This window comes from Micrococcus sp. EWR3.9.1, from assembly GCF_052615555.1.
The window spans coordinates 1-20,621 of the sequence record NZ_JBQXFD010000014.1 but is presented as its reverse complement, the minus strand read 5'-3'; the positions used below and the strand labels follow the sequence as shown (position 1 = coordinate 20,621).

General features: G+C 74.6%; 18 protein-coding genes. 7 read left to right on the top strand and 11 right to left on the bottom strand.

Annotation, left to right across the window (positions count from 1 at the left end):
• Positions 1–3 precede the first annotated feature (3 nt).
• From ACUJ8O_RS09065 to ACUJ8O_RS09040, 6 genes are all read right to left on the bottom strand, one after another.
• Positions 4–552: an NYN domain-containing protein gene (locus ACUJ8O_RS09065; protein ID WP_371506824.1), complete on the bottom strand. Its 549-nt coding sequence runs from the start codon at positions 550–552 to the stop codon at positions 4–6.
• Positions 553–585: 33 nt separating this feature from the next.
• A complete protein-coding gene (locus tag ACUJ8O_RS09060; protein ID WP_095347438.1) occupies positions 586–1,677 on the bottom strand; it encodes a hypothetical protein in 1,092 nt (363 codons plus the stop codon).
• Between the two features lie 21 nt (positions 1,678–1,698).
• Positions 1,699–3,201, bottom strand: coding sequence for an amino acid permease (locus ACUJ8O_RS09055; RefSeq protein WP_036337157.1), 1,503 nt, complete (start codon positions 3,199–3,201; stop codon positions 1,699–1,701).
• Positions 3,202–3,301: 100 nt separating this feature from the next.
• Positions 3,302–4,375: a threonine aldolase family protein gene (locus ACUJ8O_RS09050; protein WP_036337158.1), complete on the bottom strand. Its 1,074-nt coding sequence runs from the start codon at positions 4,373–4,375 to the stop codon at positions 3,302–3,304.
• 5 nt (positions 4,376–4,380) lie between these two features.
• A complete protein-coding gene (locus ACUJ8O_RS09045; RefSeq protein ID WP_036337160.1) occupies positions 4,381–5,055 on the bottom strand; it encodes an SDR family NAD(P)-dependent oxidoreductase in 675 nt (224 codons plus the stop codon).
• 3 nt (positions 5,056–5,058) lie between these two features.
• The gene (locus ACUJ8O_RS09040) at positions 5,059–6,489 is read right to left on the bottom strand and encodes a DUF6421 family protein (protein ID WP_095347439.1); all 1,431 of its coding nucleotides are present in this window, start codon (positions 6,487–6,489) and stop codon (positions 5,059–5,061) included.
• A gap of 123 nt (positions 6,490–6,612) precedes the next feature.
• On the opposite strand from ACUJ8O_RS09040, the gene ACUJ8O_RS09035 reads away from it, so the two are divergent.
• Positions 6,613–7,071: an Lrp/AsnC family transcriptional regulator gene (locus tag ACUJ8O_RS09035; protein WP_044659859.1), complete on the top strand. Its 459-nt coding sequence runs from the start codon at positions 6,613–6,615 to the stop codon at positions 7,069–7,071.
• Between the two features lie 131 nt (positions 7,072–7,202).
• On the top strand, positions 7,203–8,042 hold the full coding sequence (locus ACUJ8O_RS09030; protein ID WP_095347440.1) for a glycerophosphodiester phosphodiesterase: 840 nt from the start codon (positions 7,203–7,205) through the stop codon (positions 8,040–8,042).
• 135 nt (positions 8,043–8,177) lie between these two features.
• Here the strand turns inward: ACUJ8O_RS09030 and ACUJ8O_RS09025 are convergent, their stop codons facing one another.
• The 3 genes from ACUJ8O_RS09025 to ACUJ8O_RS09015 all read right to left on the bottom strand — a co-directional run bounded on the left by ACUJ8O_RS09025 (position 8,178) and on the right by ACUJ8O_RS09015 (position 12,102).
• Positions 8,178–9,683 (bottom strand): aldehyde dehydrogenase family protein, encoded by a 1,506-nt coding sequence (locus ACUJ8O_RS09025; RefSeq protein WP_445373324.1) that lies wholly within the window; start codon positions 9,681–9,683, stop codon positions 8,178–8,180.
• A gap of 204 nt (positions 9,684–9,887) precedes the next feature.
• Positions 9,888–11,606: a phosphoglucomutase (alpha-D-glucose-1,6-bisphosphate-dependent) gene (pgm, locus tag ACUJ8O_RS09020; RefSeq protein ID WP_445373323.1), complete on the bottom strand. Its 1,719-nt coding sequence runs from the start codon at positions 11,604–11,606 to the stop codon at positions 9,888–9,890.
• A gap of 67 nt (positions 11,607–11,673) precedes the next feature.
• Positions 11,674–12,102: a Fur family transcriptional regulator gene (locus tag ACUJ8O_RS09015; protein WP_061867217.1), complete on the bottom strand. Its 429-nt coding sequence runs from the start codon at positions 12,100–12,102 to the stop codon at positions 11,674–11,676.
• Between the two features lie 161 nt (positions 12,103–12,263).
• On the opposite strand from ACUJ8O_RS09015, the gene ACUJ8O_RS09010 reads away from it, so the two are divergent.
• The 3 genes from ACUJ8O_RS09010 to ACUJ8O_RS09000 all read left to right on the top strand — a co-directional run bounded on the left by ACUJ8O_RS09010 (position 12,264) and on the right by ACUJ8O_RS09000 (position 16,170).
• Positions 12,264–13,382 carry an acyl-CoA hydrolase gene (locus ACUJ8O_RS09010; RefSeq protein ID WP_336643945.1) on the top strand — a complete coding sequence of 373 codons (1,119 nt, stop codon included), beginning with the start codon at positions 12,264–12,266 and terminating at the stop codon, positions 13,380–13,382.
• Positions 13,379–15,502, top strand: a complete 2,124-nt coding sequence (locus ACUJ8O_RS09005) for a PIG-L family deacetylase (protein WP_095347446.1) — start codon at positions 13,379–13,381, stop codon at positions 15,500–15,502. The genes ACUJ8O_RS09010 and ACUJ8O_RS09005 overlap by 4 nt, the downstream gene beginning before the upstream one ends.
• A 98-nt stretch (positions 15,503–15,600) precedes the next feature.
• A complete protein-coding gene (locus tag ACUJ8O_RS09000; RefSeq protein WP_095347443.1) occupies positions 15,601–16,170 on the top strand; it encodes a DUF4190 domain-containing protein in 570 nt (189 codons plus the stop codon).
• 9 nt (positions 16,171–16,179) lie between these two features.
• On the opposite strand, the gene ACUJ8O_RS08995 is transcribed toward ACUJ8O_RS09000, so the two are convergent.
• Positions 16,180–17,688 carry an amidase gene (locus ACUJ8O_RS08995; protein ID WP_095347444.1) on the bottom strand — a complete coding sequence of 503 codons (1,509 nt, stop codon included), beginning with the start codon at positions 17,686–17,688 and terminating at the stop codon, positions 16,180–16,182.
• A gap of 83 nt (positions 17,689–17,771) precedes the next feature.
• On the opposite strand from ACUJ8O_RS08995, the gene ACUJ8O_RS08990 reads away from it, so the two are divergent.
• Both ACUJ8O_RS08990 and pheA read left to right on the top strand, forming a co-directional pair.
• The gene (locus ACUJ8O_RS08990; RefSeq protein WP_002858251.1) at positions 17,772–18,098 is read left to right on the top strand and encodes a rhodanese-like domain-containing protein; all 327 of its coding nucleotides are present in this window, start codon (positions 17,772–17,774) and stop codon (positions 18,096–18,098) included.
• Positions 18,095–19,045, top strand: a complete 951-nt coding sequence (gene pheA / locus ACUJ8O_RS08985; protein WP_010079683.1) for a prephenate dehydratase — start codon at positions 18,095–18,097, stop codon at positions 19,043–19,045. Before ACUJ8O_RS08990 ends, pheA begins: the two co-directional genes overlap by 4 nt.
• A gap of 217 nt (positions 19,046–19,262) precedes the next feature.
• Here the strand turns inward: pheA and ACUJ8O_RS08980 are convergent, their stop codons facing one another.
• Entirely contained in the window at positions 19,263–20,441 is a 1,179-nt protein-coding gene (locus ACUJ8O_RS08980) for a diacylglycerol/lipid kinase family protein (protein WP_122054846.1), read from the bottom strand.
• Between the last annotated feature and the right edge of the window lie 180 nt (positions 20,442–20,621).

The following is a 20,621-nucleotide window of genomic DNA, read 5'->3' as shown; positions in this document are numbered from 1 at the left end:
GGGTCAGAGGAACTCGTACGGGTCGAACGCCTCGACGTCGATCACGCGCAGGCGCGGCAGGGCCGAGTCGAACGCGCCCACCGCGTGCTCCAGGTCGAAGAACTCGACCCCGGGGATGCGGCGCAGCTCGTGGGAGAGGAACTCCTCGAAGCCCATGATCCCGGTGCGTCGGCCCGGCGTGGCCGCGAGGTCGGTGAGCTGGGGGGCGAAGTCGGAGTCGTGGCTGACGAGGACGACGTCGTCCTCCCGGTCCAGCAGCGCCTCCGCGGTGCGCTGGATGCCGATGTCCACGACCTTGCCCTCACCGCGCAGCATGATCGGCTGGAAGCCGAGGGCGGTGAGCGCCTGGACGAACGGGATGGGGATCTCGCCGTCGATGGCGAGGAAGAACAGGCCCTTGACCGGCTGGTCCCAGCGGTCCTCGAGGTAGCCGAGCAGGCGCTTCCAGCGTGGCCGCTCGTCGGGCTGGGGGCGCCGCTGCAGGATGGACGTGCCGAGGGTGGCGTCGATGTTCTCGCCGTCGATCAGCAGGTAGGTGGTTCGCTCGCTCACGCTCTCGAGGCTACCCGCTGGGGTGGACGTCGGTCAGCGCCCGCGGCCGAACGGGGCCGTCAGCAGGCGGACGAGCCCCTCGAGCGGCCCCGCACGGAACGGCCCGAGCTGCACGATAGCCCGCCACAGCAGCGGCAGCAGCAGCGCGCCGGCGATCAGCACCGTCACGTTGAACCAGGTGTCGTCCGTGCCCGTGGCGCTGCGCCACGGGCCGGGACCCAGCCGCAGCACCCACCCGAGGTACCACAGGTGCGCCACGTACACGGACAGCGTCATCGCGCCGGGCACGGCCAGCAGCGCGCACCGCCGCGGCATGAGGGCCGCGCACGCGCCGAGCACGGTCAGCACGAGGCCCGTGTCCAGCAGGGCCTCCGCCGGGGTCGCCGTGTAGGGCACGGGGGCGGCGCCGGTCCGCGTCCGGGACAGGGCGAGCACGACGCCGGCCAGCGCGATCCCCCCGGCCGCCCAGGCGAGTCCCGTGAGCCGTGCGCTCCGGGCCGGGGCCGCCGTCGTCGTGCCGTGGACGGTGGCGACCAGCACCGCCCCCAGCAGCGCCCACGCGAGGAACAGGGGGAGGCGGTACGGGCCGTCCGTGAGGAACGCGGAGACCCACGGGGTCAGCGTCGCGCGGCTCAGCCCGAGCGCCTGCGCGGCGGGGACGAGCCGGTCGACGACGTCGGCCGTCGGCGTGGCGGCGAGCAGGAGGCCGCCCCCGCCGCTGAGGAGGGCCAGCACGAGGTGCGCGCCGAGCGGGAGGGCGGCCAGCAGTGCCATGAGCACCGTGAGCACAGCCAGGTGCACCAGCACGTTCACGACGGCCGCCCCGAAGTGCCCGGTCAGCCACACCGCCCCGAACAGGGCGGCCGCCCGCACGAGCGCGCGGGGCACGGCCCGGCCACGGCCCAGCCACTCCGCCTCGAGGCGCGCGCCCACGCCCACGAGCGCCGCGAACAGGGGCGCCGTGAGGTGCTCGGAGAGGTGGAGCACCCCGCCCGGGCCGCCGGTGGGCGCCGTGTGGGCGACCATCATCGAGACCAGGGCCAGACCGCGCGCGACGTCCACCCAGACCAGGCGGCCCCGGGCGGTGGGGGTGACGGCGGGAGCGTGGGACGAACGGGCGGACACGGCGACCTCCGGGTGGGGGACTCAGTCCAGGACGCGGGTCAGGTCGGCGTCCTCGTAGCGGACCGGCTTCGAGCCGGTGACGAGCTTGTGGCCGAGCCACAGCGCGAGGAACAGGGGCAGGCCGATGTACGCGCTGGCCACGGCCACGAGGTCCACGTCGCCCATGAACGCCTGGTAGTTCTGGCCGAGGATCACGACGGCGCACATGACCAGCGCGACGATCGGGCCCAGGGGGAACAGGAAGGCGCGGTAGGGCAGGTCCTTCGGGTCGTGGCCCTGCGCGACGTAGGCCCGCCGGAACCGGTAGTGGCTCCAGGCGATGCCCATCCACACGATGAACCCGGCCAGGCCCGAGGCGGAGACGAGCCACACGTAGGCGGCGCCGTCCCCGATGAACGTGGTCAGGAAGCACGCCGCGCCCACCGCGGTGGTGGCGTAGAGGGCGTTCATGGGCACGCCGCGCCGGTTCACCTTCGCCAGGAAGCGCGGGGCCTTGCCGGAGTCGGCCAGGGCCCAGAGCATGCGGGTGGAGGCGTACAGGCCCGAGTTGCCCGCGGAGAGGATGGCCGTGAGGATCACGGCGTTCATCACGGAGGCGGCGGCGAGCACGCCCGCGTTCTCGAAGACGAGCGTGAACGGGGAGATCGAGATGTCCTCGACGTCGCTGCCCAGCAGGTGGGGGCTGGTGTAGGGGATGAGGAAGCCGACGACGGTGATTGCGCCGACGTAGAAGAGCAGGATGCGCACGAACACGGTGCGGATCGCCTTGGGCACGTTCTTCTCCGGGTCCTCGGCCTCGCCCGCGGCCACGCCGACCAGCTCGGTGCCCTGGAAGGAGAAGCCGGCCACCATGAAGATCGCCAGGATGCCGGCGCCGCCGCCCACGAAGGGGGCCTCGCCGTCCGTCCAGTTGTGGAAGCCGGGGGAGGAGCCGCCGAGGATGCCGACGATCATCAGGACGCCGAGCACCAGGAAGATCACCACCGTGGCGACCTTGATGAGCGAGAACCAGAACTCGCTCTCGCCGTAGGCGCGCGTGGAGAGGGCGTTGAGGCCGAAGAGCAGCGCGAGGAAGATCGCGGACCAGATCCACGAGGGCACGTCCGGGAGCCAGTACCGCATGATCAGGGCCGCCGCGACGAGCTCGGCGGCCACCGTGATCGCCCAGTTGTACCAGTAGTTCCAGCCGATGGCGAAGCCGAACGAGGGGCTCACGAAGCGGGTCGAGTACTCCTCGAACGCGCCGGAGACCGGCAGGTACGTGGACATCTCGCCGAGCGACTGCATCAGCAGGAACACCATGAAGCCGATGGCCACGTAGGCCACGAGGGCGCCGCCGGGGCCGGCGGTCGCGATGGTGTTGCCCGAGGCCACGAACAGGCCCGTGCCGATGGCGCCGCCCATCGCGATCATCGTCAGGTGCCGGGATTTGAGGGTGCGCCGCAGGGAGCCGCCCTCGGGGGTGGCGTGGGCGGCGGAGGCGGGCGGCGTCGACGGGGACGTCCGGGGTGCGCTGGTGTCCACGGTGGCCTTTCGGTGGAGGAGCGGTCGGACGCGCGTCGAAGGCCGCGGCGTCCCACCCTGCTGCACGGTGGTAGAAGGGTATCCCGGCCGGGCGCGTCCGTCAGACGGCGGGGACGAGTTCGGCGCGCAGCGCCGCCGTGAACGCGTCCACGTCCTCCTCGGTCGTATCGAAGCCGCACACCCAGCGCACCTCGCGGCGCGCCACGTCCCAGTCGTAGAACCGGAAGCGGGTGCGCAGCCGGTCGGCCACGCCCTCGGGCAGCACGGCGAACACGGCGTTGGCGTCCGTGGCCTGCGTGAACTCGACGCCGGCCAGCGAGCCGTCGGCGACCCCCGCCTCGATGCCGGCGCGCAGCCGGGCGGCCATGGCGTTGGCGTGGCGGGCGGAGCGCAGGTACAGGTCGCCGTCGAACAGCGCGAGCAGCTGCGCCGAGACGAAGCGCATCTTCGAGGCCAGCTGCATCTGGTTCTTGCGCAGGTACACGAGGCCGTCCGCGGCGTCCGGGTCGAGCACGACGACGGCCTCGGCCAGCAGCGCCCCGTTCTTGGTGCCGCCGAGGGAGAGCACGTCCACGCCGACGTCGGTGGTGAAGGCGCGCAGCGGCAGGCCCAGGGAGGCCGCGGCGTTGGCGATGCGGGCCCCGTCCATGTAGACGCGCATCCCGTGCTCGTGGGCGTAGTCCGTGATGGCCTTGACCTCGTCCGGGGTGTAGACCGTGCCGAGCTCGGTGGACTGGGTGAGGTACACGACCAGGGGCTGGGCGCGGTGCTCGTCGCCCCAGCCCCAGGCCTCGGCGGCGATCAGCTCGGGCGTGAGCTTGCCGTCGTCGGTGGCCACGGGCAGCAGCTTGATGCCGGCGGACTTCTCCGGCGCGCCGCCCTCGTCCACATGGATGTGCGCGGTGTCCGCGCAGATCACCGCGCCCCAGCGGGGCAGCATGGCCTGGAGCCCGACGACGTTCGCCCCGGTGCCGTTGAACATCGGCCACACGGTGGCGTCCTCGCCGAAGTGCTGGGCCACGACCTCCTGGAGGCGGGCCGTGTACACGTCCTCGCCGTAGGCGACCTGGTGGCCCCCGTTGGCCTCGGCGATCGCCGCGAGCACCTCCGGGTGGACGCCGGAGTAGTTGTCCGAGGCGAAGCCCCGCTCCTGCGGATCGTGGATCCTCTGCATGTCAGTTACGTTCCCTTCTCCTGGAGCGTGAGGACGGCGTCGTTCAGCGCGCCCGCCTCAGCCTCCCACAGTCGCGCGTACTCCTCGGCCAGCCGTTCCTCGAGCCCGGCGAGGGACTTCAGACGGAACACGACGGCCGCCGAGCGCAGCGGGGTCTCTGCGTCCCGGGCGGCCTTGGCCCAGCCCTGCGCCACCGCGCGGGTCCATGCCTCGCTTGCCGCCTTCACCGCGGCGTAGTTCGCGCCGCCGGCGAGCGGCCGGGCCACCGCCGTGGACGAGGCGATCGCGAGGCGACCGGCGGACGAGTCCCGCAGGTCGTCGTCGAGGGCCCGGCTCACGTGCCGCAGCGCCGTGAACGAGGCCTCCAGGGCGCGGTAGTCCGCCTCGGTCTGACCGGCGAGGCCCCCGCCGCCGCGCCAGCCGCCCACCAGGTGGAGCAGGCCGTCGATCCGGGTGCCGCGGGCGTGCAGGTCCTCCACGAGGCCGCGGACGGCGGTCTCGTCCGTGAGGTCCAGGGTCGCGGTCTCGGCGCCGAGGCCGGCGAGGGGGGCGAGCTTCGCGGCGTCGCGCCCGGTCGCGACGACGTGCGCGCCGGCGTCGAGGAGCGTGCGGGCGGCGGCCCGGCCCGAGTCGCTCGTGGCGCCCGCGATCAGGACGGCGCGGTCGGTCAGGGCGGCCACGGGTCAGGCGTCCGTGCCGCGGATCCCGGCGGTGGACTCGATGACGCCGCGCATCTTCTTCTCGAGGGCCTCGAAGAACATGGACAGCGGGAACTCGTCGTCGAGCACGAGGTCGGTGTAGCCCTTGGGCGGGCCGGCGAGGACCTCACGGGGCAGGCCCTGCGCCCACACGGAGGCGGGGTGCGGGGTGACCACGGAGGCGACGAGCTCGTAGGCCTTGAGCCAGTGCACGGTCTTGGGGCGGTCGATGGACTCCCAGTAGAGCGTGTCGATGGCGTCGCCCAGCTCGACGACGGCGTCGGCGAGCCGGTCCCAGTCCACGCTGAGCTCGACGTCGCGCCACTGGATCACGTCCTTGCGGTGCAGCCAGGCGAAGAGCAGCTGGCCGCCGAGGCCGTCGTAGTTGCGGACGCGGGAGCCCGTGAGGGCGAAGCGGAAGACCCGGTCGAACAGGACCGCGTGCTGGACGAGCCCGGCGTGGCGGCGGGTCTGCTCCTCGAGCCCGGTGAGCTGCTCGCCGGCGGCGGCGCGCGCCGTGAGGCGGCGCTCGATCGCCACGCACTCGCGGAAGGCGGTCATGTCGCAGCGCATCTCCTCGAGCGTGTAGAGGAAGAAGGGCATGCGCTGCTTGATCATGAACGGGTCGAAGGGCAGGTCGCCACGCATGTGCGTGCGGTCGTGGATGAGATCCCACATCACGAAGGTGCCCTCGGCGAGCTCCTGGCTGGAGAGCAGTTCGGCGAGCTCGGCCGGGAGCTCGAGCTGGGTGATCTCGGCGGCGGCGGTGACGACCCGGCGGAAGCGGGCGGCCTCGCGGTCCTGGAAGATGGCGCCCCACGTGAAGGTGGGGATCTCGCGCATGGCCACGGTCTCGGGGAAGAGCACGGCGGAGTTCGTGTCGTAGCCGGGGGTGAAGTCGATCAGGCGCAGGGAGAGGAAGAGGCGGTTGCCGTAGTCGCCGGCTTCCAGTGCGGCGATGAACTCGGGCCAGATGGTCTCGACGACGAGGGCCTCCACGTGCCGGTCGGGGGAGCCGTTCTGCGTGTACATCGGGAAGACCACGAGGTGCCGGACGCCGTCGACACGGTGGTCCTGCGGCTGGAAGGCGACGAGGGAGTCCAGGAAGTCGGGCTCGGCGAAGCCGCCGTCGGCCCAGCGGGCGAAGTCGCGGGGCAGGGCGGTGAGGTAGGCGGCGTCGTGCGGGAAGAGCGGGGCGAGCTCCTCGACGGCGGCGACGATGGTCTCCACGTGCTCACGCGCGGCGGCGTGGTCCGCCGGGTCCGGGATGGAGCCGTCCTTGACCTGCAGGGGCTGCAGGGCGGTGGCGGCGGCCTTGAGGCGGAGCCAGGCCGGGTGGGTCTCGACGGTGCGCGCGTCAGCCGGGGTCTCCGGGACGACGACGTCGGTCCGGGCGGGCTGCAGAGTGGTGGACATGGAACCCTCCTGGGGTCGAATCGCCGGAAAATATCCGGTGACGCAGATCACTTGCCGGAAGGGTTCCATGAGGGCACGGGGCTGTCAACCCGGCGGCCGGGGCCGGCTGATAGCGTGCGGCGCATGGACGACCCTGTCGACACGCGGCTCGCGGCCGCCGTCTCCCATGACCCGCGCGCCACGCTCGCCCAGCTCTCCGAGCGGGTCGGCCTGTCGACGTCCGCGGTGCAGGCGCGCCTGCGCCGGCTCGAGAGCACGGGCGTGATCACGGGCTACCGCGCGTTGCTCGACCCCGAGGCCGTGGGCAAGCCGCTCTCCGCCTTCATCGAGATCAGCCCGCTGGACCCGCGTCAGCCCGACGACGCCCCCGAGCTCCTCGAGTCCATCGCGGCGATCGAGGCGTGCCATTCCGTGGCCGGCGACGCCGCGTACATGCTCTTCGTGCGCGTGGGCTCGCCGCGCGAACTCGAGGCCCTCGTGACGGAGATCCGCCAGACGGCGTCCGTGTCCACCCGGACCACCGTGGTGCTGCAGACCTTCTACGAGCACCGCCCCATGCTGGAGCTGCCGGCGGAGGACTGAGGGCGGGCGCTTCGGCCCCTCCTGTCGCGCGAGAGGTCGGAATGAGGGCGGATCTGACGCTCATTCCGACCTCTCGCGTTCCCGGCTGCGGCAGCGGGCACTCGGCCGTCCGTCCCCGCTACGGTGATCCCGTGCGTCCGACCTCGCCCCGTCCCGCCCCCGCCTACCTCACCGACTCCGTCCCCGCCCGTCGCGGCCACCCGCTGGGGTTCGCGCACCGGGGCGCCGCCGTCGACCGGGAGAACTCCCTGGCCGCGTTCGTGGACGCCCACGCCGCCGGGTTCACCTACCTCGAGCTGGACGTGCGCACCACGGCGGACGGCGAGCTCGTCGTCTTCCACGACGACACCCTGGACCGCGTCAGCACCGGCCGCGGCCGGCTGCACGACCACACGTGGGAGCGGCTGGCGGACGTCACGGTCGGCGGGGAGCCGCTGCTGCGCTTCACCGAACTGCTCACGGCGCTCCCCGAGGCGCGCCTCAACGTGGACCTCAAGGACCGCGCGTCGGCCCCGGCCCTGGCCCGCATCCTCGCCGAGCACGGCGCGTGGGACCGCGTGCTCGTCGCCTCGTTCCACGACTCGCGGCGCCGCCTCTTCCGGCGCGCCCTCGCCCGCCTCGGCCACCCCGAGCGGGCGTACGGGCCGGAGCGGGTGGCGACGTCGGGCGGGGCGGCCGCCATCGCGGCGCTCGTGACGCTGGGCCCGCTGGGACTGACCCGCTGGCTGCGCCGGTGCGCCCTCGACGTCGACTGCGTGCAGGTGCCCGTCCGGCACGGCCGCGTGCCCGTGGCCACCGCCGACTTCGTGCGGCGGTGCCACGCGGCGGGCCTGCCGGTGCACGTGTGGGTCGTGGACGAGCCCGCGGAGATCGAGCGCCTGCTCGACCTCGGTGTCGACGGGATCATGACCGACCGCGCCGACGTCCTCGCCGAGGTCTACGCCCGCCGCGGACTCTGGCCGCAGCGCTGACCCCCGCCCGCGGCCCGCGGCCGACTTTCGAACGTGACATCGGGGCTATGGGCGCTTTCGAACGTGAGATAGGCCCCATCTCACGTTCGAAAGCGCGGGGTGCAGCGGGGCCCAGCCGGGCACCGGCACCACCCCTCAGAGCATCTTCGGCAGCAGCGCCCGCTTCATCCGCCCGTACGGCGGGTACGCGGTCTTGAGCGTGTCCACTTGGTCCGACTTCGTGATGGACGGGCGCAGGTGGGAGAACGTCTCGAACCCGTGGATGCCGTGGTACGCGCCCATCCCGGACGCGCCGATCCCGCCGAACGGCAGCGTCGCGATGCCGGCGTGCAGCAGGCCGACGTCGTAGCCGAGGCCGCCGGCCTGCACCTGGTCGTCGAACGCGCGGTGGTAGCTCGGCCGGTCCGTGAAGAGGTAGGCGGCCAGCGGGTGCGGGCGCTCCGCGATGAAGTCCAGGGCGTCCTGGAAGGTGTCCACGGTCAGCACGGGCAGGATCGGGCCGAACAGCTCCTCCTGCATGAGCGCGCCGTCGGGCCGCACGCCCGTCACCACGGTCGGCGCCATGTACCGTCCTGCCACATCCACGTCGCCGCCGACGAGCAGCTCGGCGCCGGCGTCGAGGTCCGTCTGGAGCATCTCCCGCAGCCGCTCCGCGTGCTCGGCGGAGATGAGCCGGCCGTAGTCCTTCGACGCGCGGGGGTCGTCGCCGTAGAACTCGCGCAGGGCGGCGGGGATCTCGGCGGTCACCTGGCGCAGCGCGGCCTCGCCGACGGCCAGCACGTAGTCCGGGGCCACGCACGTCTGGCCCGCGTTGGTGAACTTCGCCCATGCGATGCGGCGGGCCATCGCGCCCGTGTTCCGCGACGGCGTCACCACCGCCGGCGACTTGCCTCCCAGCTCGAGCGTCACGGGGGAGAGGGTCTTCGCCGCCGCCTCGTAGACGATCCGGCCCACGCGCTCCCCGCCGGTGTAGAGGATGTGGTCCCACGGCTCCGCCAGCAGCGCGGTGTTGCACTCCTTGCCGCCCGCCACCACGGAGACCAGCGCGGAGTCCAGGTACTGCGGCACCAGCTCCCGCAGCGCCGCCGCCGTGGCCGGGGCCTTCTCCGACGGGCTGAGCACCACCGTGTTGCCGGCCGCCAGCGCACCCACGACCGGGGCGAGCGCGAGCTGCACCGGGTAGTTCCACGCGCCGATGACCAGCACGAGACCCTTGGGCCGCGGCCGGACCTCCGCGCTCGCGGGCCGCAGGGCCAGCGGCAGCTTCACGGGCCGCGGCTCCATCCAGTCGGTCAGGTGCAGCAGCGCGTGGTCCACCTCGGAGCGCACCGAGACGATCTCCGTGATCAGGGCCTCGGTGGCCGGCTTGCCCAGGTCCGTGCCGAGCGCCGCGACGAACCGGTCCGCGTGCTCGGTCAGCATCCGCTTCAGGCCCTTGAGCTGGCGCACCCGCACCGCGCGCGGGTGGGCGGCGCGGGAGCGGGCGGCGGCGCGCAGCCGCTCGACGGCGGCCCGCGGCTCCTCGGGTCGGGGCCCGGCCGGCGCGATCGGCAGGGCCTCGGTGGGCAACGGCTCGCGAACCGGATCGTCGTCGGGGGTGTCGGGGGCGTCGGTGGTCAGACCGGGGGGCTGCGTGCTCATGTCGGCCACGCTACCGAGCCGCCCTGTGCGACGGCAGGGCGGGGCGCCGTCGTCGTCCCCCGCGCGACCCGCGCACTTTCGTTCGGAAGAGGGCGCCCCCAGGGTCTTTTCGTTCGGGAAACGGCGCGCGCGCCCGGCCGTTTCCCGAACGAAAGCGGTGCGACACGCCGCCGTTTCCCGAACGAAAGCGGACGGGGGCGGGTGTCAGCCGATGACCGCGTCCACCAGCTTCTGGGCCTCCGCCTGCACCTGCGTCAGGTGCTCGGGGCCACGGAAGGACTCCGCGTAGATCTTGTAGACGTCCTCGGTGCCGGAGGGCCGCGCCGCGAACCACGCGTGCTGCGTGACCACCTTGAGCCCGCCGATCGGGGCGTCGTTGCCCGGGGCGTTGGTCAGCGTCGCGAGGATGGTCTCGCCGGCCAGCTCGGTCACGGGGACGTCGTCGGGGGAGAGGGTCTTCAGCTTCGCCTTCTGCTCGGCGGTCGCGGGGGCGTCGATGCGCGCGTACGCCGGGTCGCCGTGCAGGGCGACGAGGTCGCGGTACCGCTCGGACGGGGACTGGCCCGTCACGGCGATGATCTCCGCGGCCAGCAGGCACAGCAGCAGCCCGTCCTTGTCCGTGGACCACGGGCTGCCGTCGAACTGCACGAAGGACGCGCCCGCGGACTCCTCGCCGCCGAACACGCCGGTGCCCGTCAGCAGGCCCGGCACGAACCACTTGAAGCCCACCGGCACCTCCACGAGCTCGCGGCCCAGGTCCCCGGCCACGCGGTCGATCATCGACGAGCTCACCAGGGTCTTGCCCACGCCCGCGCTCTGGGGCCACTGCTGGCGGTGGCGGTACAGGTAGTCGATGGCCACGGCGAGGTAGTGGTTCGGGTTCATCAGCCCGCCGTCGGGGGTGACGATCCCGTGCCGGTCCGCGTCGGCGTCGTTGCCGGTGGCGACGTCGAAGGGCGCGTGCCCGTCCGCGTCCGGGGTCATCCGCTCGATCAGCGAGGCCATCGCGTTCGGCGACGAGCAGTCCATGCGGATCTTGCCGTCCCAGTCCAGCGTCATGAACCCGAACCGCGGGTCCACCTCCGGGTTCACCACGGTCAGATCCAGCCCGTGGCGGTCGGCGATCTCGCCCCAGTACGCCACGGACGCCCCGCCCATGGGGTCGGCACCGATGCGCACGCCCGCCTTGCGGATCGCCTCCACGTCGATCACCTGCGGCAGATCGGACACGTACCGGTCCAGGAAGTCGAAGCCGCCCAGCTTCGCGTGGCCGGCGACGTCGGCGCTCGCCACCCGGTGCACGCCCGCCTGCCCGGCGGCGAGCAGCTCGTTGGCGCGGTCGGCGATCCACGTGGTCGCCTCGGTGTCCGCGGGGCCGCCGTGGGGCGGGTTGTACTTGAAGCCGCCGTCCGCGGGCGGGTTGTGCGAGGGGGTGATCACGAGGCCGTCCACGAGGCCGGCGTTGTCCCCGTCCACCGCGAAGCCCGACGGCGACAGCTCGCGCCCGGCGTTCAGGTGCAGGATCGCGTGGGACACGGCGGGGGTGGGCGTGTAGCCGCCGCGGGAGTCGACGAGCACCTCGACGTCGTTGCCGAGCAGCACCTCGACGGCGGTGTCCTGCGCGGGCCCGGACAGGGCGTGCGTGTCCTTGCCGACGAGGACCGGCCCCGTGATCCCGTGGTGCGCGCGATACTCGACCACGGCCTGCGTGATGGCGGCGATGTGGTCGTCGTTGAACGAGGTCGTGAACGCGGAGCCGCGGTGGCCGGAGGTGCCGAACACGACCTTCTGCGCCGGGTCCGTCACGTCCGGGTGACCGGTGCGGTACGCCTCCAGGAGGGCGTCGACGTCGATCAGGTCCTGCGGCAGGGCGGGGGTGCCGGGACGCTCGGAGGGGGGCAGGGCGGCGGTGTTCTCGGTCATGTGCCACACCTTGGCACGGGCGGGCGGACGGGGGAAGACGCGCGGCCCAGCGGGACGACGCCGGCGGTCACCCTCGGCAGCCGGCGCACAGCCCCCAGTAGTAGACCTCGGCCTCGTCGACCGCGAAGCCGTGGTCCTCGGGGGCGTCGAGGCACGGTGCGGAGCCGGTGCGGCACGGCACGTCCACGACCGTGCCGCAGCCGCGGCACACGAGGTGGTGGTGGTTGTCGCCCGTGCAGATCTCGTAGCGGGCCGGGGAGCCGGCGGGCTGCAGGGAGCGCACGAGCCCGGCCTCGGTGAGCGCGTGGAGGCAGTCGTAGACGGCCTGGTGCGAGGTGCCGGGCAGGGCCCGACGGACGGCGGCCAGCACGGTGGACGCGTCCGCGTGGGGGTGGTCGGCGAGGGCGGTCAGCACCGCGAGGCGGGGCCGGGTCACGCGCAGGCCGACGCCGCGCAGCAGCGTGCGCTCGTCCTCGTCCCGCGTCGTGGTCTCCATGCCAGTCGATCCCATCCGGTTCTCTGGAACATGTCAAGAAAGAGCGGGCCGCTTCGCCCCCGGCGCACCGGCCATTCCCCGCCGTCCCCGTGCTGACTACGGTGAATCCTCGACCCCGGGGCGCACCGGCCCGGGCGCCGTCGACGAGGAGGTCCCCACCCATGGCCCAGCCCGAGCCCGTCCGTCTCGTCCCGGGTGGAGCCGTGGACCGCCCGGCCGAGCAGGCCCTCCTCGCGGCCGCCGCGGCCTGCGGCGGCGACGTCGACGCGATGGTCGAGCTGCTCCGTGCGGCGTCCGGCGCCGCGTCCGACGACGACGCCGCCCCGCTCGACCTGCCGCTGACCGGCGCGGGGCGCACCCGGGAGCAGTGGGAGCTGCTCGCCTCCGTCGCCGCGCAGGACCTCTCGGCCGCCCGCGTGCTCGAGCCCCATCTGGACGCGCTCTCAATCCTGTCCCAGGCCGGCGTCCCCGCCCCGGCCGGGTTGCTCGGCGTCTACGCCTCCGAGTCCGGCGGCCGCACCCCGGCCCTCCGCCCCGCCCCGGACGGCCCCGACACCGCCTGGCTGCTCGACGGCGAGAAGCCGTGGTGCTCGCTCGCAGACCGGTGCGCGGCCGCCGTCGTCACCGGCCGGGAGGCGGACGGCACCCGCCGTGCCGTGCTCGTGGACCTGTCCCACCCCGGCGTGGCCGAGACCGACTCGGCCTGGCCCGCGCTCGGCCTCGCCCCGATCCGCACGGTGGGCCTGGCCTTCGACGCCGTCCCCGGCAACGCCGTCGGCGGCGCCGAGTGGTACCTGCGCCGGCCCGGCTTCGCGTGGGGCGGCATCGGCGTGGCGGCGGTGTGGTTCGGCGGCGCCGTCGGCATCGCCCGCACCCTGCGGAACGCCACCGCCGCCCGCGCGGCCGCCGAGGCCGAGGGCCGCGGACCGGGCCCGGACCAGATCGGCCAGGCCGCGCTCGGCCGCGTCGACCGGCTGCTCCATGCGATGGCCGCCCTGCTCGCCCGTGCCGCCGACGACGTGGACGCCGGCCGCCTGGACCACGGCCGCGGCATGGTCGAGGCCGACCGGATCCGCGGCACCGTGGCGCAGCTGTGCACCGAGGTGATGGACGTCGTCGGGCAGGCCACCGGCCCCGGCCCGCTCACCGGCAGCGCCGCGCACGCCCGCGCCGTGGCCGACCTGCAGGTCTACCTGCGCCAGCACCACGGACACCGCGACGACGCCCGGCTGGGCGCCGCGCTCCTGACCGGCGAGACCGACGGCGGCTGGACGTGGTGAGCTTCTCCCACACCGACGACGGCACGTCCGAGGCGGCCTGGGCCGAGGGCGGCGTCGGTGAGCTGCCGGAGCTGCGCCTGCCCGTCTGGGACGCGCAGACGCTGCTGCTCGTGGCCGTGGCGCACCCGGACGACGAGACCCTCGCCGCCACCGGCCTGATCCGCTCCGCCCTGCGCGACGGGGCACGCGTGCACGTGCTGGTCGCCACCGCCGGCGAGGCCTCCCACCCGCACTCGCCCACGCACACGCCCGCGGACCTGGTCCGGCTGCGCCGGGACGAGATGGAGCACGCCCTCGACGCCCTCGCCGCCGGCCTGCCCGCCTCCGCAGGCCCCGGCTCCCCGGCGCGGGACCGGCTGACCTGGGCATCCCTGGCCCTGCCCGACTCCGGCGTGGCCGAGCACGAGGACGCCGTGCGCGACGCCGTCGCCGCGGCCCTCGACGCCCACCCCGGCCCCGCCGTGCTCGCCTCCCACGACCCGGGCGACGGCCACGCGGACCACGAGGCCGTGGGCCGGGCCGTCGGCTCGGTCGCGGGCGAGTGCGACCTGCCGCTCTACGCCTTCCCCATCTGGTTCTGGCACTGGGCCGACCCGGCCGACCTGCCCGCCCGCCGCTACCGACGGCTCCCGCTCACCGACGACGACCGTGCCGCCCGCCGTGCCGCCCTCGACGCGCACGCCTCCCAGGTCCGGCCCCTCTCCGCCGCGCCCGGCGACGAGGCGATCCTGGGCCCCGCCGTGCTCGCCCACCACGAGCGCCCGTTCGAGGCCCACCGCGTCTCCGGCCCCGACGACGCCGACGCCCACCGGGCCGCCGCCGTCTTCGACCGGCTCTACCGGGCCCAGGAGGACCCGTGGCGCTACCTCAGCTCGTCGTACGAGGCCCGCAAGCGGGCGCTCACCCTCGCCGCCCTGCCCCGGCCCCGCTACGGGACCGTGGTCGAGGCGGGCGCGTCCATCGGCGTGCTCACCGCGGACGTGGCCGCGCGCGCGGACCGCGTGGTCGGCCTCGAGGCGTCATCCACCGCCGTCGAGCGCGCCGCCGCCCGGCTGGCCGGCGCGCCGCACGCCGAGGTGCGCCGAGCCGTGCTGCCCGCGGACTGGCCGGCCGACGTCGCCGGCGCGGACCTCGTGATCGCCTCCGAGATCGGCTACTTCCTGCAGCCCGAGGAGCTCGACGCGCTGATCGACGACGCCGACGCCGCGCTCGCCCCCGGCGGCGAGCTGCTGCTGTGCCACTGGCGCCACCCCATCGAGGGCTGGCCGCTGGACGGGGACGCCGTGCACGCGCGCGTCGCCGCCGACCCGCGCTGGCGGCTGCGCACCGAGCTCGTGGAGGACGACTTCCGGCTCAGCCTCCACGTGCGGGCCGCCGCCGCGACCCACGCCGTCGTCGTGGTGCCCGCCAAGGACGAGCAGGAGCGGCTGCCGGCCGCGCTCGCGGCCCTCACCGCCGCCCTGGACCGCTGGGAGGAGCACCACGCGCAGGGCACGGCCGCGGTCGTGGTCGCCGCGGACCGCTGCGACGACGCCACGGTGGCCGCCGCCCTCGAGGCCCGCGCCGCCGACCCGCGCATCCACGTCCTCGAACTGGGGGAGCCGACCGCCGGGCAGGCCGGCGTCGGGCGGGCCCGCCTCGAGGGCGCCCGCCGGGCCCGCGCGCTGTTCCCCGACGTGCCCGCCGAGCGCCTCTGGCTCGCCTCCACCGACGCGGACAGCCGCGTCCCCGCCGACTGGCTGCTGGCGCAGACCGTGGCCGCCGGCCGCGACGAGGCGCTCGTGCTGGGCACGGTGGACGTGCGCCAGGGGCCGCTGCGGCAGGCCTGGCTCCGCGGCTACCGGCACGAGGAGGGGCACGCGCACGTGCACGGGGCGAACCTGGGGCTGCCGTGGTCGCTGTACGAGGCCGTGGGCGGGTTCCCGCCGGTGGCCGAGCACGAGGACGTCGGCCTGGCCGAGGCCGTGCGGGCCCTGGCGGGGGAGCGGGACGGCGGTGACGGCCGCCGGGTGCGCGTGATCGCCACGGACACCACCCGCGTGCTCACCTCATCTCGCCTGGAGGGGCGGACCCCCGGCGGGTTCTCCGGGTACCTCAAGGCGGTGGGCCGGCCCGGGTGAGGACGGCCGGGGAGCAGGGGCGCGGGGCCGGGCCGGGTCCGGGGGGCACCGCCTAGACTCGGCACCGGACCGCGACGCCCCGAACCGGAAGGACCGTCATGACCGACCCCCACGCCTCCCACGACCCGCGCCGTGAGGCCGCCCGGCCGAGCTGGTACGGGTCCGAGGCCGGTGCGGGCTCCTCCGGCACCGGCTCCTCCGCCGCCGGCTGGCCCGACGCCCCGGCCGGCGACGCCGACCGCGCCGCCTGGGACCGGGCCCCCTCGTACGCCGAGCAGGAGGAGCAGACCCGCCCCGCCTACGGGCAGCCGTACGGCTACGGCCAGGACGCGAACACCGTCCCCGCCTACGGCTACGGGCAGGGCACGCCCGGCCACGGCTTCGGAGCCCCGCTGCAGCCCGGCCAGACCGAGGGCGTCGGCCGCTCGGCGGCGTCCATGATCCTCGGCATCATCTCCGTGGTGGGCGGGTTCACGTTCCTCCTCCCGCCGATCGTGGGCGTGGTCCTCGGTCACCTGGGCCTCAAGCGGGAGCCCCACGGCCGCGGCATGGCGATCGCCGGCCTCGTGATGAACTACGTGTCCCTCGCCCTGCTGCTGCTCGCCGTCGTGTTCCTCGTGATCCTGGTGATCGCCGGGATCTCCCTGGGCGACTACACCTCGACCTGACCGGCCGGCTCAGCCGGCCAGCAGCAGTTCGAGATGCGCGGCCAGGGCGAGCAGGGGCGCGGACGTGCCGGGCCGGCCGATGAGCTGGACGGACCAGTTCAGGCCCCGCTCGTCCCGGAGCACGGGCACCGCGACCGCGGGCAGGCCGAGCACGTTGACCATCGAGGTGTAGGGCGTGAACGCGCACTGCGCCTCGTAGTTGGCCTCGGGCTCCATCGCCAGGAAGTGGCCGACCGGCGGGGGCGCGGTGGCCAGCACCGGGGTCATCACCACGTCGACGGCGGCGAACTGCGCCCGCACCCCGCGCGCCCACTCCTCGAGCCGGTGGGCGGCGTCGTCGAGCTCGGCGCGCCCTGCGGCCCGGGCCGTGCGCAGGAAGTGCGCGGCCACCGCGCCCACGTGGGCCTCGGCGTCCTCCGGCAGCGGCGCCCGGAGCAGTCCTGCGGTCCACACCGTGCGGAAGTCCCGGTGATAGTCCTCGCCGTAGTAGGGGGAGAGGTCCTCGACCGCGTGGCCGCCCGCGTCCAGGGCGGCGGCGGCCTTCGTCAGGGCGGTGACGGCGGGCCGGGCCAGGGAGATCTCGAGGTCGGAGGCGAAGGGCGAGGCCGTGGTGACGCCGATCCGGCGGGCGTCGACGGCGCCCCCGGCCCGGGCGGTCTCCACGGTGCGGCGCAGGTCCGGCAGCACCCGGCCGGGCAGGCCCTCGGGGGAGAGCAGCACGTCGTAGAGCAGGGCGGCGTCCTCGACCGTGTGGGCCAGCGGGCCCGACACCGTGAGGTTGCGGACCGTGTCCGCGTGCTCGTCCATCGGCAGCTCCCCGCGGCCGGGCTTGAGGCCCACGAGCCCGCACGCGGCGGCGGGGATCCGGATGGACCCGCCCCCGTCCGAGCCCGGGGCGAACGGCAGGATCCCCGCGGCGACGGCGGCCGCGGCCCCGCCCGAGGAGCCTCCCGCGGTGCGGGTGGGGTCCAGGGGGTTGCGGGCCGGCGCCGTGACGAGGTTCTCTGAGTAGGAGTCCAGGCCGAACTCGGGCACGGTCGTCTTGCCGAGGGTGACGGTGCCGGCCCCGCGCAGGCGGAGCGCGAGCGGGTCGTCCTGCGCGGCCGGCGGCGCGTCGGCCAGCAGGGCGGAGCCGAACCGCGTGGGCATCCCGCGCACGTCGATCAGGTCCTTGTACGCCAGCGGAAGGCCGTGCAGGGAGGCGGGGGCGCCGTCGTCGTCCGGGGCGGGGGAGGTGTGCGGACCGGGCACGGCCCGGGGCCCGACGCGCGGGTGGGCCGCGTCCAGCTCGGCGGCACGGGTCCGGGCGCCCTCGGCGTCGAGGAGGGCGAAGGCGCCGAGGTCCGCGTGGGCCTGGGCCGCGGCGAGGGCGGCCTCCGTGACCTCCCGGGCGCTCAGCTCCCCGGCGGCGAGGTCCTCCCGCAGGCGCACGGCCGAGCGGCCCAGGAGCCGGGCCGGGCCGGGGGCGGAGGGGGTGCGGTCGTCGTCGGCGGCGGGTGCGGCGTCGGAGGTCTGCATGCGGCCGAGCCTAACGGGCGTGGCCCGGGTCATGGACGGCGGGGCCTTCCTGGGACGTCCGGGCGGGTGGCTACGCTGAAGCCATGAGCGCCTTCGAGACCGTCGATGTGAACGAGATCCCCGCCGATGCAACCATCCTGGACGTCCGCGAGGACGACGAGTGGGCCCTGGGCCGCGCCGCCGGCGCCCAGCACATCCCGCTGGGCCAGCTGCCGGACCGGCTCGAGGAGCTGGACCCGGACACGGACTACTACCTGATCTGCCGCACCGGCGGCCGCTCCGCCCGCGCCGCCGAGTTCATGACCGGCCGCGGCTACTCGGCCATCAACGTGGCCGGCGGCTCCGGCGCGTGGCTCGAGGCCGGCAAGCCGATGGAGGCCGACGGCGACGCCGAGCCCACCGTCAAGTGACGGGGACGGGCTCCGCTGACGCGACGCCGTCGCGCCTGCGCTACGCCTTCCTCGGCCCGGCCGGCACCTTCACCGAGGCCGCCCTGCGGAAGGTGGCGGACCCGGCCGAGGCCGAGTTCGTGTCGGCGGGTTCCGTGCTGAGCGCCGTGGCGGCGCTGCGCAGGGGGGAGGTGGACCGCGCCGTCGTGCCCATCGAGAACTCGGTGGAGGGCGGCGTCTCCGCCACCGTGGACGAGATCGCCCTCGGGGAGACGCTGCAGATCCTCGCGGAGGTGCACGTGCCCATCAGCTTCGTGCTCGTGGGCCGGCCCGGCGTTGCGATCGAGGACGTGCGGCGCGTGACCACGCACCCCCACGCCTGGGCGCAGGTGCGCGGCTGGGCCGAGACGGCGCTGCCGGGTGTGGATTTCACGCCCGCCCCGTCGACGGCGGCCGGGGCCGGCCTCGTGGCCCAGGGCGACTTCGACGCCGCCGTGTGCGCCCCGCTCGTGGCCGAGCAGACCGGGTTGCCGGTGCTCGCCGAGCGGATCGAGGACGTGCCGGGCGCCGTGACGCGCTTCGTGCTGCTCTCCCGGCCGACGGCCCTGCCCGCGCCCACGGGAGCGGACAAGACCACGCTGGTGGTGCCGCTGCCGGAGGACCGGCCCGGCGCCCTCGGGCAGATCCTGGCCGAGTTCACCACGCGCGGGGTGAACCTCTCCCGCATCGAGTCCCGGCCGACCGGCGAGGGCATCGGGCGGTACTTCTTCTCCCTCGACCTCGAGGGGCACCTGGCGGAGGCCCGCGTGGGTGATGCGCTCGCGGCCCTGTACCGGGAGTACCCCGACCTGCGGTTCCTGGGCTCGTACGCGCAGGCCGAGCCCGTGCCCACGAGGGTGCCGGCCGAGTTCACGGACGCCGCGTATCGCTCCGGCCGCGCCTGGGTGGAGTCCCTCCGCTCCCGCTGAGGCCCGGGGGGCCACTTTCGTTCGGGAAACGGCGGCCTCGAGAGACTTTCGTTGACGAAACGGGACGATCACCGCGACGACGGGCCGTCGTCGCGCTTCCCGTCCGCGCGTCGCCCCGGCGCCCGTTTCCCGAACGAAAGTGGTGGGGAAGCCGCCGTTTCCCGAACGAAAGCGCTGGGGAAGCCGCCGTTTCCCGAACGAAAGCGGGGACGGGGGGTCAGATGTGCGGGGCCGGTTCCGGGACGGGGGCGGCGGCGGAGACGCCGTCGTCGCGGACGGAGGCGTCGTCCTCGGCCACGAGCATCACGACGAGCGAGTCCGGCCGCACCCGGGCGTCGAGGGCGGTGATGACCCCCGTGGCGTCGCCGTCGAGCTGGGAGGGCATCGGCTCGGCGAACTCGACCTTCACGCGCTGGGCCTGCTCCGTGTGCATCGCGGGGACGGAGCTGCGGTGCCGGGTCACGGTCTTCACGGCGATCCGCGCCCAGTCGAGCGCGTGCCGGGGCGAGAGGACCATGACGTCGAGGAGGCCGTCGTCGAGCTTGGCCTGGGGCAGCAGCTCGACGCCGCCCGTGAGCATCCCGCAGTTGGCCACCATCACGGTGCGCACCTTGAACCGGCGGGGCTGACCGCCGTCGAGGGCCACGGTCACCTCGTGCCGCTTGCCGCGCAGGTGCCGTATGCCGGCCTCGCTGTAGGCCAGCCAGCCGGCCAGATCCTTCAGCTCATCCTTGGTGTCGCCCATGATGTCCGCGTCGTAGCCGGCGCCACCGATCACGGTGAAGGTCTGCCGGGTGACGCGCCCGTCCTCGTGCGTGAAGCGGACGTCCACGGTGTCGATGCGTCGCTGCCGGCCCCCCACGGCGATCCGCAGGCATTGCTCGACGTCGTTGATCGGCAGGTCCAGGTTCCGGGCCAGCAGGTTCCCGGTGCCCAGCGGCACCACGCCGAGGGCGACGTCGGTGCCGGCCAGCTGCTCGGCCACGGTGCGGACCGTGCCGTCGCCGCCCGCGGCGATCACGAGCCGGGCGCCGGCGCCGAGGGCCTGCCGCGCCATCGCGGTGCCGGGATCGTCCTCCTGGGTCTCGAGCACGAGCACCTCGCCGAGGCCCTCCGCCTCCGCGAGCCGCTCGAGCTCGCGCCGCACCTGGCCCGCGTTCGTCTTGATGGGGTTCAGCACCAGCGCGACCTCGTGGCGGCCCGTGCCGATCCCGGGCACCTTCTCCAGCCGGCGCTGCACGCCGCCCACCCGCGCGTCGAGGGCGTCCACCCGGAGACGCATCCGCTTGTGCTGCACGCCGAGGCGGACCTGGCGCGCCGCCAGCACCACCACGACGACGACCAGCAGGGCCAGGAGCACCAGGGCGGCCAGCGCCATCCACCACTCGGGAGTCATGCCCCGAGTCTAGGCGTCGGCCCCGCCCGCTAGGTGTTGTGGGTCATGAGGTTCTTGCCACGGGGTACGGGCTGAGATGAGACGAGCGGGCCCCGCCCGGCAGGATGGAAGTTCCTCAACAACCCACCTGCCAGAAGAGACCCGCTCATGATCCACGCTAATGCATCCCTGACTCCCACC